We start from the raw sequence: 12,659 nt of genomic DNA, 5'->3' as shown, positions 1-12,659 counted from the left end.
TTTATTCGTATCACACGAAGCTTAAACCTAAAAATAAACATTTTATCACAATTTTTTATTATAATACAAACTTCGCGAAGATGCCATCCTTTTTGTTTATTCCCTATTTGCATACCCAAAAACCCAGGATAAAGCGTCCTGAGTTATCGGCCCTTTGTTTTGAGATGATGAATGATGTTCGCTGTTTCCTCGACCGCTTTATTCGAAACGTCAACGACCTGGCAGCCGATCCGGTCCACGATTTTCTCAAAATACTCCAGCTCTTCTTTAATTCTGTTGATATTGGCGTAAATGGCTTTGTCATTTAAGCCGAGAGATTTTAACCGTTCTTTTCGTATATGGTTCAGTTTATCAGGGCTGATTTTTAAGCCGATGCATTTTTTCGGATCAACGCTGAACAGTTCTTCCGGCGGATCGACCTCAGGAACGATCGGCACATTGGCCACTTTCAGACGCTTATGGGCAAGATATTGTGATAATGGGGTTTTAGACGTTCTGGATACTCCGAGCAGGATGATATCGGCTTTTAAAATGCCTCTTGGATCTCTGCCATCGTCATATTTGACGGCAAACTCGATCGCCTCGACCTTTTTGAAATAATCTTCATCAAGCTGGCGGACGCGGCCCGGTTCATATTTAGCGGTCAGACCGTAAGCCGATTCCATTTTATCGATGAGCGGACCGATAATATCGTAATACAGCACATTCGCTTTTTCCGCTTGTTCAACCAGGTATTTGCGCATTTCAGGAACAACGAGCGTAAAACAAATAATGCCGCCGTCCGCTTTGGCGAGAGACACGACTTCATTAATGGTGCCGATATCTTCCACATAAGGTATTCTTCTGATATGCGTATCATCTGCTGAGCCGTTAAACTGGCTGAGCGAGGCTTTTACAACGAGTTCGGCGGTTTCTCCGACTGAGTCTGATACTACATAAATGATGCGATTGTCCATGTTATCCCCCCGTTAGTTTTCAAGCTTATATGATTTCATTTTCTGATAAACTGACAAGTATCTTAGTCATATTCGTTTTGGTAAACCGGCCGATGACCTCAAAGCCTTTATCCGTATCTTTAATAACGGGCAGGGCATCGATCTGTTTTTCAATTAAATACTTGGCGATGTCCATCACATAATCGTCACGCCGGCAGACGGCGATATTCGGCATTCTTGTCATGATAATATGAACCGGTATTGAGGCAAGTTCCTGCTGGCCGATGCTCGCCCGCAGCAAATCTTTGCGTGACAGCACACCGACTAAGACAGCATCACGATCTACGACAAATAACGTGCCGACATCTTCTAAAAACATGGTGCAGATGGCATCGTATACCGAGACATTCTCATTGATGACAACAGGGATCGATTGAAAATCTTTCACTTGCAGCTTTTTCAGTTTATCCGCAAGCAGCTGATTTCCCGTTTTCCCCGTATAAAAATAACCGACCCGCGGACGGGCCTCTAAGAAGCCTGACATGGTGAGTATGGCCAAGTCCGGCCGCAGCGTGGCCCTCGTTAAATTGAGCTGTTCTGCGATATGCTCTCCGGTAATCGGGCCGTTTTCCTTTACAATCTGTAAAATTTGTTCTTGCCGTTTATTTAATTCGATCGTACTCACCACCTTTATGGAAGGGTTTCTTTATCTATGTTTTCATTCTGTGATGTTTATGTAAAAGGGGAAAAGACGATTGCCGATCACACAGCAACCGTCTTTTTCTTTATTTTACAATAAGATGATTCATATTAGCAAAAGACTTGATCACATCTGCAAGAGCGGTCATTTGCGCTAAACGGTTGGTTTTTAATGCTTCATCGTCCGCATTTACCATCGTGTGATTAAAGTAGTCTTCAATCGGCTCCTTTAATCCGCTGAGCACGGCAAGCGCCTGTTCATAGTTTTTGGAGGCAAAGCTTTCCGCGACACTGTCTTTTGTTTTTTGATAAGCGTCAAACAGCTTTTTCTCCTGTTCATTTTCAAACAGATCCGGATTGATATCGCGGCTCTCGCCTTTTTTGCTGATGGAGATGACCCGGCCGAGTGATTCAGCCGTTTCTTTAAATCCGGGTGTGCCGAGGTGCTTCTCAAGCACTCTTGCTTTATGAACGGCTGCATACGGCTCAAGCTCTGTGCTGTCCAGAACGGCTTCGATAACGTCATGACGGATGTCTTCAGCGTTTAAGACGTATTTCAGACGCTGTGTAAAGAAATCGAGGAGCTCATTTTCTTTTTCTGTTTCTGTCAATGACAGCAGTTCTTTAAAAGAAATGCCCCAGTTGCGGTCGATCAGAATGGAAACGATGCCGCTTGCCTGACGGCGCAATCCGTACGGGTCCTGAGAACCTGTCGGAATCACGTCAATGCTGAAGAAGGAAGCAATCGTGTCCAGTTTATCAGCTAACGCTACAACCGCGCCGGTGAAGGTTGAAGGCACTTCTCCCCCGGCCGCTCTCGGCATATAGTGCTCATTGACTGCGGCAGCGACGGCTTCATCTTCACCGAGCATGCGCGCATATTTTTCTCCCATCACGCCCTGAAGCTCAGGGAACTCATAGATCATATGTGTAACCAGGTCAAATTTAGAAATTTCTGCGGCGCGCTTCACAAGGTTTTGCGTCTGTTCATCCGCTTTCAGGCGGACGGCAAGTTTGCCCGCAATGGCGGCCGCTCTTCTTACTTTATCTCCAAGGGAGCCGAGCTCTTCATGGAAAACGATATTTTCCAGTTTCTTCACGTTTTCATCAATGTTCAGCTTTTGGTCTTCTTTGTAGAAGAACGCAGCATCTGAAAGCCTTGCTCTCAGCACTTTCTCGTTTCCGCGGGCAACATTTTCAATTGCATGGCTGTTCCCGTTTCTTACCGTAATAAAATGAGGAAGCAGATTCCCGTTTTCATCTTTTACCGGGAAGTAGCGCTGATGCTCTTTCATTGTTGTCACAAGCACTTCTTCAGGAATAGAAAGAAACTCGGATTCAAAAGATCCGTAAAGCGCCGTCGGGTATTCCACCAGATGGTTGACTTCGTTCAGCAGATCCTCATCGATCGGAATGTTCCATTTCTTCTCGGCTGCAAGCGCGTCCAGCTGGCTTTGGATCATTTGTTTGCGTTCTTTCGGGTCAGCAATGACGCTTTGTTCTTTCAGCAGCTTTTCGTATGATGACGGTGCATCAACAGATACTTCTTGGCCGAGAAAGCGGTGTCCCTGTGTGTTCCGGCCCGTTTCTACATTTGTGATTTTAAACGGAATGACGTCTTTTCCAAAGAGAGCGATAATCCATTTGATCGGACGGATATAGCGCAGATCCTGCGTGCCCCAGCGCATGTTTTTCGGAAAATGCATTCCGGCAATCAAATTTTCCAGCTGCGGTAAAAGTGTCTTCGTCTCTTGTCCCGCCTGGAATTTTTGAACGAAGACATATTCCGTGCCGTTTACATCTTTTATATACAGATCATCCACTCCGGCGCCTTGGCCTTTTGAAAATCCGATAGCGGCTTTTGTCCAGTTTCCGTCAGCATCCAGAGCGATTTTTTTCGCAGGGCCTTTTGCTTCTTCCTGAATATCAGCCTGTTTTTCTGCTACGTCTTTTATATATACTGCCAGACGTCTCGGCGTATTAAAAAGTTTCACTTCGCCATGGGCGATATTTTTTTCAGCCAGCCAGCCGGTCAGCTTTTCACCGAGCTGCACCATGCTGTCATGTAAAAACCGCGCCGGCATTTCCTCGAGTCCGATCTCTAAAAGCAAGTCTTGTTTACTCATGGGAAGAGCCCTCCTCTTTAAGCATTGGGAACCCTAATTTTTCCCGTTCTTCATAATACGTTTTTGCCACTTTTCTCGCTAAGTTGCGGACACGGCCGATATAACCCGTCCGCTCCGTCACCGAGATCGCGCCTTTTGCATCGAGCAGATTAAATGTGTGAGAGCATTTCAGCACATAATCATAGGCCGGATGCACGAGCCCGTTATCCATTTGTCTGATCGCTTCTTTTTCATAGGTGCTGAACAAATGGAAAAGCATATCCACGTCAGATGTTTCAAAAGTATAAACGGAATGCTCATATTCAGCCATCATAAATAAATCTTTCACAGTAAATCCTGACGTCCATTCAAGATCAAAGACGTTTTCTTTATCCTGAATATATGACGCGAGACGTTCAATACCATACGTGATCTCAACGGATACCGGTTTACATTCAATTCCGCCCACCTGCTGGAAGTATGTAAACTGAGTAATTTCCATCCCGTCAAGCCATACTTCCCAGCCGAGACCTGCACAGCCTAAAGACGGGTTTTCCCAGTTGTCTTCTACGAAACGGATATCATGTTCAAGCGGGTCAATGCCGAGCGCACGCAATGAATCAAGGTAAAGCTCTTGAATGTTATCAGGCGACGGCTTGATAATGACTTGGAATTGGTGATGCTGATAGAGCCTGTTCGGGTTTTCGCCGTACCGTCCGTCCGCAGGCCGCCTGGACGGCTCAACGTAAGCCACTCTCCACGGTTCCGGCCCGATGCTTCGTAAAAATGTATACGGGCTCATTGTGCCTGCGCCTTTCTCCACATCATACGACTGCATGAGCACACAGCCTTCATTCGACCAGTGCTTCTGCAAGGTTAAAATCATATCTTGAATGTTCATTTCAAGCACCTCCACTTTCTCCATTCTTTTACAAGTGCGGCGGCAACCAAAAAACTCCCGTCTCTATGCTTGCCGGCCGCAAACATAGGGACGAGAGTTCTCCCGCGGTTCCACCCTAGTTGCTGAGGATGTGAATCACTCAGCCTCTTTTTAAAGGGTTGCTCGAGAATGCCTTTCGTTGCGCGCTCATCCTTAGCTTACACTGCCCTAAGGTCGCTTGTATGAGTTGGACGCAAGTACTTCTTTCTGTCACTGCAACATATTTTATAATAAATGATCATATAAAAAGATGGGCAGAATGTCAACTTTTGTTTTCATCCAAAAGGTTCTTCATGCTTTCCATCTGATCTAAAAACCGTTTTGACTTTAAATAAAGTCCTGAATATTCTTCGTAATACAGATCAATGACCCGTTTAATTTCATTTTTGGTTTCCTGTTTTAACGAGACGCTGCCGAGCCTTCCGATATCAAAGTAATAAAAAAGCCTTAGCAGCCTTGCCGTTTGCGGCGAAATCGGAACTCTGTACGGATCCTTTTCAAAGCAGCGGTGGCAGATAAACCCGTTATCTCTTATCGAAAAATGAAACGTCCCTTCCCCGCTTTTGCAGTGGACACAATGATTCAGCTCCGGATACAGCCCCATGACGCCGAGCATTTTCATCTGCACGATGAAGGTGATCACGTCCGGGTCAGTCCCGTCATTCAGCCTCTTAAAGGATTCGAGAATCAATTCGAATAAATAGGGGTTCGGTTTCTTCTCTTCCGTTCCTTTGTCAGTGAGTTCAGCGATAAAAGCGGCATACGCCGTCAAAAATAAATCTTCTCTGATCGTTCTCATGCTGAGAATCATTTCACCCTGCTGGAGCGTGCCGAGTCCGGATGTTCTTTGCATTAAAAATGACCCGTACAAAAACGGCTGGCTGACTGCTGACAGCCGGCTGGCTGACTTCCTGGCGCCCCTTGCCATGACGCCGATTTTGCCGTGTTCCCTCGTCAGCAATGTCACGATTTTATTCGTCTCCCCGTAGTCATTCGTACGGAGCACGATTCCTTCACATTTAGTCAGCATTTCCGCACCTTCCAACAATGGGAGGGGCCAAGAGGTTTACAAAATTGGAAAATCAATTCGGGCTAGCTCATCTTCCGGTTCTTCGGGTCTTTCCAGGTTCTCTTTTTCCAGTTCTTTAAAAAGAAGGTACGTATCAACACTTCCTGTTTGAGAAAATACGTTCCAGGTAAAATTCAACACAAAAAACCCACCTTTCATCATTAAACTAGCTTGCAAATCCAAATTCTTACCCTTATCTTGACCTGATGTCCTCCTTTTCATGTTAAACAAATTTTGCTAACGAATCCCTGCTTCTGTGAGGTAATCTCACACCTCAGGCATGCGCCTTAGATGAATTAATATTCATCCTCTTTGAAGCCGAAATCACGCAGCTGAGACATTTTATTCCGCCAGTCCTTCTGCACCTTCACCCATAATTCCAGGTAAACGCGTGAGCCCAAAAGAGCTTCAATATCAGCCCGCGCTCTTTTGCCGACTTCTTTCAGAAGCGCTCCTTTTTTACCGATGACGATGCCTTTTTGAGAATCCCGCTCGACCACAATGGTGGCGGCGACATGGACGGAGCCGTTTTCCTGCCCTTTAATGGACTCGATGGCGACAGCGATGCTGTGCGGCACTTCTTCCCTTGTCAGATGGAGCACTTTTTCTCTGATCAGTTCAGAAATAATGAACCGCTCGGGGTGGTCAGTCACCTGATCGCTCGGATAGAACTGAGGCCCTTCCGGTAAATACGCTTCAATCTGCGCGAGAAGGGTTTCGACGTTGTTCCCTTCCAAAGCTGAGATCGGCACGATTTCTTTAAACGGATAGCGCGTACGGTACTCATCAATTAAAAGAAGCAGCTGGTCAGGGTGGATCTTATCAATTTTGTTTACGATCAGAAAGACCGGTGTAGACGTCTGTCCGAGCTTTTCAATGATAAACTCGTCGCCTTTTCCGTACCCTTCTTCGGCGTTAATCATAAATAACACCAAGTCAACTTCTTTCAGCGTATTCTGCGCCACTTTCATCATAAAGTCGCCAAGCTTGTGCTTTGGTTTGTGAATGCCCGGTGTATCAATAAAAATAGTCTGCGACGTGCCGGTTGTCAGCACCCCTTGGACTTTATTTCTTGTCGTCTGGGGTTTGTCGCTCATGATGGCGATCTTTTGACCGATGACCCTGTTTAAAAAGGTAGACTTTCCTACATTCGGCCTTCCGATGATAGATACAAATCCTGATTTAAAGCTTTCGTTCGTCATGTAAATCCTCCGATGAAAATGCGCCCGGCAATAATTCTTCCGCAGTCATTTCTTTTATTTGTCCTTGTAAGTTGGTCAGAATAACAAGCATATCCTTTGAGCACAGCTCGGAAATTACTTGTCTGCAGGCTCCGCACGGCGAAACCGGTCCCGGAGTATCCGCAGCCACGGCGAGCATCGCAAATTCCGTATCCCCCTCGGAAACAGCTTTGAATATCGCCGTGCGTTCAGCACAGTTGCACATGCTGTATGCCGCATTTTCGATGTTGCAGCCTCTGTACACTTTTCCGTCTTTGGTAAGAAGAGCGGCTCCCACTCTGAAATTTGAATACGGCACATACGCTGTGTCCCGCGCTTTTAATGCTTCTGCAATCAATTCTTGTCTGTTCATGTGTACTTAATTCCTCTCTTACCTTTATCCTGTATGATACCGCTGTCACTTTTATTTTACATAATTATGATTGGTTTTTCACGCCCATTTTTGGCAATGTAAAATAATTGTAAGAATCTTCTGCTAACATATCTTCGGCAAGAAGATGAGTAAACCAATGATACACGATATCACGGCAAAGACGCAAACGGCTCCGGCGGCCGCGTCCTTTGCCGCTTTTGCGAGCGGGTGATACTGATCGGTAACTAAATCCACAACATGCTCTATCGCCGTATTTAAAAGCTCCAAAGCAAGCATCCCTCCGATCAGCACCAAAACAACGGCCCATTCGGCTGTGCTCAGCCCGGTGAGAAAACCGCAAACGATAACGGCGCAGGCCGCGGTAATATGAAATTGAAAATTCCGCTCTGACCGCGCCGTTTTCCAGATTCCCCTCCATGCATGGACAAAGCTCTTCAGGAACCTGCTCCACTCGTTTTTATGATCTCGTGAGTCCATACTCATCCAGCAAATCCTTTTGCTTTGAAAACATTTCTTCCTCTTCTTCTTTTGTCATGTGATCATAGCCAAGCAAATGCAAAAAGCCGTGCACGGCCAGAAAACCGAGCTCTCTCATAAACGAATGGCCGTACTCTTCCGCCTGCTCTTTCGTTCTGTCAGCGCTGATGATAATATCTCCTAAAACAGGCGGCATGTCGGCGCCTACGATTTCAACCTCGTCTTCGCCTTCTTCTTCAAGCGCAAACGAAATGACGTCAGTCGGAGTGTCTTTTCCCCGGTAGTCTCTGTTGATTTCTCTGATTTCCTCATTTGTCACAATCGTGACCGATACTTCAGCCTGGTCCTGAACGCCTTCTTTTTCCGCCGCGAATTGGAGCAGCTTCTCCACTTCTTGGAGCGCATCAGCTGAGACGCTGTTCGTTTCATCAACAATATCTATGAGTAAACTCATTTATTTCACCTTCTTCGTAGCCTCCGGATATTCAATCCGGGAGTGGAAAATTCCTTTTAAAGTCGCACATAGTGTTTTTGCGATCGTATCCAGTTCTCGGAACGTGAGATCACATTCTGAGAATTGTCCGTCCTGAAGCTTATCGGATATAATTCCCCGCACCAGTTTTTCGATCCGCTCGGGATTGGGATTATGCATGGAACGGACGGCGGCTTCAACGCTGTCGGCCACTGAGATAATAGCCGCTTCTTTCGATTGCGGCTTCGGCCCCGGGTAGCGGAACTCTTTCTCTGTAATCTGGTCGCCCTTTTCTTTCGCTTTATAATAAAAGAATTTTAAAAGGGACGTTCCGTGATGCTGCTCCGCGATATCCACAAGCTCTTTCGGAAACTTATAGCTTCTGAGCATATTCGCACCGTCTGTCGTATGTGCGATAATGATATTTTTGCTGAGCTGCGGAGACAGCTTGTCATGCGGATTATCCATATTCATCTGATTTTCAATAAAATATTGCGGACGTTTCGTTTTGCCGAGATCGTGATAATACGCTCCGACCCGTGCTAAAAGACCGTTTGCCCCTACGGCTTCACAAGCCGCTTCCGACAGATTTGCCACCATGACGCTGTGATGATATGTACCGGGTGTTTCCGTTAAAATCTTTCGAAGCAGGGGATGATTCGGATTAGACAGTTCAATCAGCCTCATTGTTGAAAGAATGCCGAATCCCGTCTCAAAAAACGGCATCAGACCGATAATCAAAACGGATGAAGCAAGTCCCGAGACGACCCCCATCAGCATAAGCGTTCCGATTTCAACCGGTGACAGCGCCGTATTTTGTATTAATAAAAGCGACAGCACGATAATCATATTAATAAATGAGACGAACAGTCCCGTCTGCAATATTTTTGATCTCGCATTATGTTTTCCCAAAAACAAAATGCCTGAAATGCTGCTGATTAAATAGTAAATGCCGATGACGTAATTAAATGTTCCCGTCACACCCTGATTAAACATCATACTGCCGCAGATCGCCAGAATGATGCTTCCTAAAATGGCGAGCCTTTCATTGAGCAGCAGCCTGATTAAAATCGCGCCGGCGGCGATCGGCACAAGATAGCCGATATTGGTGTATTCAATCTTCTGAAAGAGACTGACGACTTCCATAATGACGAGAATAAGCGTTGTAATGATAGAAAACAGCAAAAGAGATTTATTTTTCAGCTTAAGCTCCTGCTGCTGTTTCTCAAAATAGTAGACAAGCGTGGCAATAAACAGGCCGATCATCAGAAGGAGACCGCTGATCGGTTTTAACAGGTTGGAATTATTCAAAAGACCCGTCAGTTCAAGCTTCCTGTATACTTCCCGGTCAATCAGATCATTCTCTTCCACGAGAACCTGTCCCTGTTTGATCTGTACCGGCTGGACGCTGTCTGACGCTTCCTGGCGTTTTTCATCGGTCGCTTTCGGATCAAATACGTAATTCGGGATGACCGCGTATTTTCCGATTTCAGTCGCAGCCGCTAAATATTTTGACGGCACAGAAGCGCTTTTCAGCTCTTTTGCGACCTTATCCTTCGCTTCGGCAAGCTTTTCAGAAGGAATTTCACTGCTCATCACCGTATTCACCGCAGTAATGACGGAATCCCTCACAAATGAGAAATCTTCATTGTTTGCATGGAGAAGCGATTTAATGGCATCTTCCGAGACGGATTCATTGACATCCTGTGTCAGCTTGTTTTTCACCGATTTTACCAGTGATTTTTCCGAAGGTGACTTTTTGTCTTTTTCCGCATCTTTTTTCACTTCGCCGATGCTGTCAAAAATGGAAGTGATCAGGTCAAGCCGATTGTCGGTATAGCCTTTTTTCAGAGTGTATTGATCTTCCACCGCATCTTCGGCCGCCTGTTTTTTCGATTCCGTCGCCTGCTGATCTTCCACTGTGGCGGGCGCGTAAATCGTCTTATCACTGACTGCAAACAAATCCAAATTAAGTGATTCAGGTTTTACATGAATAAAGAGCAAACCAAACATGATCGCTGAAAGCAGCAGGTACAGCAGCACATGGGCTGAGCGGGCATGTCTGAAACTGCGGAACCGTTCCCGGGCGCTTTTGCCCTTTCCCTTCTTTTTCAAAACAAGAACCTCCTCCCTGAAACATCAGGAACACATCATATAAAAATGACCCGATAACGGGAGATCGGGTCATTTTTGCATTACTTTTGCTTATCATAAGCTTCAATAATTTTTGCAACAAGCGGATGCCTGACCACATCTGTCTGGTCAAGTTCAATCACGGAGATGCCGTTTACGTCCTTCAGCATGTCCTTCGCCACTGCAAGTCCCGATGTGACGCCTTTCGGCAGGTCAATTTGGCTTACGTCGCCCGTAATGATCATTTTAGAGCCAAAACCCAATCTCGTCAAAAACATTTTCATTTGAGCGGGAGTGGTATTCTGGGCTTCATCAAGAATCACATACGCGTCGTCAAGCGTCCGCCCTCTCATATAGGCAAGCGGGGCGATTTCGATAACCCCTCTTTCCATAAGACGCTCCGTATGGTCGCTTCCGAGCACATCATGGAGCGCGTCATACAGCGGGCGCAGATAAGGATCTACTTTTTCCTTTAAATCTCCGGGCAGAAAACCGAGGCTCTCGCCGGCTTCCACAGCGGGTCTTGTTAAAATAATTTTTTTAATGTGGCCGTTTTTTAAAGCGTGCACCGCTTTTACGACCGCCAAATAAGTTTTGCCGGTTCCCGCCGGCCCGATGCCGAACACCATGTCGTTTTTCTTCATCGCCGCCACATATTCTCTTTGGCCGATGGTTTTGACACGGATCGGTTTGCCTTTTGCCGTTTTCGTTATTTCCTCTTCATACATGCTTTCAAAATAGTCCAGTTCATCTTTTTTTGCCATTTTCACGGCATACAGCACATCACGTTCCGAAATCTCGATCCCCTTGCGAATTAAAGTAAGGAGCGAGCCCAATAATCTGTCAGCGATCTCAAATGTTTCATCATTCCCGGAAACGTAAATGGTTTCACCGCGTGTGATGAGGCTAATGCCCAGATCCTTCTCCATTAAATGTAAAAAGGCATCTTGGCTGCCGAACAAAGAAAGTGCTTCGTCCGGGCTTTTCAGTTTGTGATTAATCGCAAGTAAATGTTCTGCCATTCTTTAGTCTCCCTGAACAATAGGTGTGGTTTGAACGATATCTTCTATAACTTGGTAGAGAATAATCAACTTTACTTTACCATTCTCAACGGATTGGTGCAAAACTTTTTCACTTTCCACCTCTCCGCTGCCGTTTAATCGCTTTTCTACATCTTGTCTTCCCATTTTGATACCGGCCTGAACCGCTTCGCCTTTCGTATAAGTCCGCACGGATGTTTCACTTTCCCTTGTCTGTTCTTGAACGTAAGAAACCGGAAGCTTCATCCCCAGAAATTGAAACGGATGCTTTTCTTCCTCTGTTTTTGGATGTTTCAGCGGCTTCTCATTAAATTCAAAGCCCCAAAAAGGCACGCCCCATGATCCGAAAGACAGCTTGTGCTTCGTCCTTACTTTACCCGTATATAGCGTAAATGATGTTTCAAGGGGCACGGTTACTTCTGACTTGTACCATGTTTCTCCGTAAATTTCCGCTTTTGAGGCGACTTTCCGGTCTTCATTTCCGATCAGTCCTGAGACGAGGAGCTGTCCTTTGTCAACATGATCGTTCACAAAAGCCATCGGCTGCCCCTTTTGCACGAACATCCTTTTGATGACCGCCTTCTTTTTGGCAACGATATGGCGGGGGCTTACGTACTTTTCTTTTGTCGGTTCGTTCTTTTCGACCACTTTCATATGAAGGGCTGTCCCGTTCAATTCCACACCGACCCACGTAATATTATCGATGCCGTTTGTTAATGATTTTTGAATTTTCTCCGGCGTCATCATTAAAAATTGCAAACGGCCTTTTTTCACACCGATTTCTTCAAGATGCTTTACCATCTGATGCTCGGTCTCTGGCTTGGCCCCTTTAATATCAATTTCCCAAATCATGTTGGACAAAAGAAACAATATAACAAAAAATATCACAAATCCCGCAGTGAAGCCCAGATTTAATTTTGATTTGAGAAGCAGAAAGGGAAGACCCTTTCTTTTTGTAAAGCTTGCTTTGCATTCATGTTTTCTGATGACTCTTCTGAAAGCATGTACATCTTGAAGCTGAATCATCAGCAGAACACAGTCTTGCTTTTTTTTCACCGCAAAGATGGCGATTCCGTTTCTCGTGCATTCATTCAGCAGCCGTTCAATCCCTTTTCCTTTGACTTCCACTTGGACTTTACCCGAAAAAAATGACAGCCATTTGTTTTTCACATTAT

12 protein-coding genes and 1 pseudogene are annotated in these 12,659 nt (G+C 45.6%); all 13 read right to left on the bottom strand.

Annotated features, from left to right (window positions below; genetic code table 11):
• Positions 1-143: 143 nt before the first annotated feature.
• The gene (locus BZ167_RS17265) at positions 144-956 is read right to left on the bottom strand and encodes a pyruvate, water dikinase regulatory protein (RefSeq protein WP_003152991.1); all 813 of its coding nucleotides are present in this window, start codon (positions 954-956) and stop codon (positions 144-146) included.
• A 25-nt stretch (positions 957-981) separates the two neighbouring features.
• The gene (gene ccpN / locus BZ167_RS17260; protein ID WP_003152989.1) at positions 982-1,620 is read right to left on the bottom strand and encodes a transcriptional regulator CcpN; all 639 of its coding nucleotides are present in this window, start codon (positions 1,618-1,620) and stop codon (positions 982-984) included.
• Between the two features lie 100 nt (positions 1,621-1,720).
• Positions 1,721-3,760 carry a glycine--tRNA ligase subunit beta gene (glyS, locus tag BZ167_RS17255; protein ID WP_061860718.1) on the bottom strand — a complete coding sequence of 680 codons (2,040 nt, stop codon included), beginning with the start codon at positions 3,758-3,760 and terminating at the stop codon, positions 1,721-1,723.
• Positions 3,753-4,640 carry a glycine--tRNA ligase subunit alpha gene (glyQ, locus tag BZ167_RS17250; protein WP_003152984.1) on the bottom strand — a complete coding sequence of 296 codons (888 nt, stop codon included), beginning with the start codon at positions 4,638-4,640 and terminating at the stop codon, positions 3,753-3,755. The genes glyS and glyQ overlap by 8 nt, the downstream gene beginning before the upstream one ends.
• A 301-nt stretch (positions 4,641-4,941) precedes the next feature.
• Positions 4,942-5,709, bottom strand: a complete 768-nt coding sequence (gene recO, locus BZ167_RS17245) for a DNA repair protein RecO (RefSeq protein WP_007408287.1) — start codon at positions 5,707-5,709, stop codon at positions 4,942-4,944.
• A 36-nt stretch (positions 5,710-5,745) separates the two neighbouring features.
• Positions 5,746-5,889, bottom strand: a complete 144-nt coding sequence (locus BZ167_RS17240) for a YqzL family protein (RefSeq protein WP_007408286.1) — start codon at positions 5,887-5,889, stop codon at positions 5,746-5,748.
• A 155-nt stretch (positions 5,890-6,044) separates the two neighbouring features.
• Positions 6,045-6,950, bottom strand: coding sequence for a GTPase Era (gene era / locus BZ167_RS17235; protein ID WP_007408285.1), 906 nt, complete (start codon positions 6,948-6,950; stop codon positions 6,045-6,047).
• Positions 6,931-7,341, bottom strand: a complete 411-nt coding sequence (locus BZ167_RS17230; RefSeq protein WP_003152976.1) for a cytidine deaminase — start codon at positions 7,339-7,341, stop codon at positions 6,931-6,933. Before BZ167_RS17230 ends, era begins: the two co-directional genes overlap by 20 nt.
• Positions 7,342-7,464: 123 nt before the next feature.
• Entirely contained in the window at positions 7,465-7,839 is a 375-nt protein-coding gene (locus BZ167_RS17225; protein ID WP_003152974.1) for a diacylglycerol kinase family protein, read from the bottom strand.
• A complete protein-coding gene (gene ybeY, locus BZ167_RS17220; protein ID WP_012118016.1) occupies positions 7,820-8,293 on the bottom strand; it encodes an rRNA maturation RNase YbeY in 474 nt (157 codons plus the stop codon). Before ybeY ends, BZ167_RS17225 begins: the two co-directional genes overlap by 20 nt.
• A complete protein-coding gene (locus BZ167_RS17215) occupies positions 8,294-10,426 on the bottom strand; it encodes an HD family phosphohydrolase (protein ID WP_007408284.1) in 2,133 nt (710 codons plus the stop codon).
• 80 nt (positions 10,427-10,506) lie between these two features.
• Entirely contained in the window at positions 10,507-11,466 is a 960-nt protein-coding gene (locus BZ167_RS17210) for a PhoH family protein (RefSeq protein WP_007408283.1), read from the bottom strand.
• Positions 11,430-12,654 (bottom strand): annotated as a pseudogene (gene yqfD, locus BZ167_RS17205) (sporulation protein YqfD). The gene BZ167_RS17210 and the pseudogene yqfD overlap by 37 nt, the downstream one beginning before the upstream one ends.
• Positions 12,655-12,659: the final 5 nt, after the last annotated feature.

The sequence above is a fragment of the Bacillus sp. 275 genome (genome assembly GCF_001999205.1).
Lineage (GTDB): Bacteria > Bacillota > Bacilli > Bacillales > Bacillaceae > Bacillus > Bacillus velezensis.
This window is presented reverse-complemented; position numbering and strand designations above follow the sequence as displayed.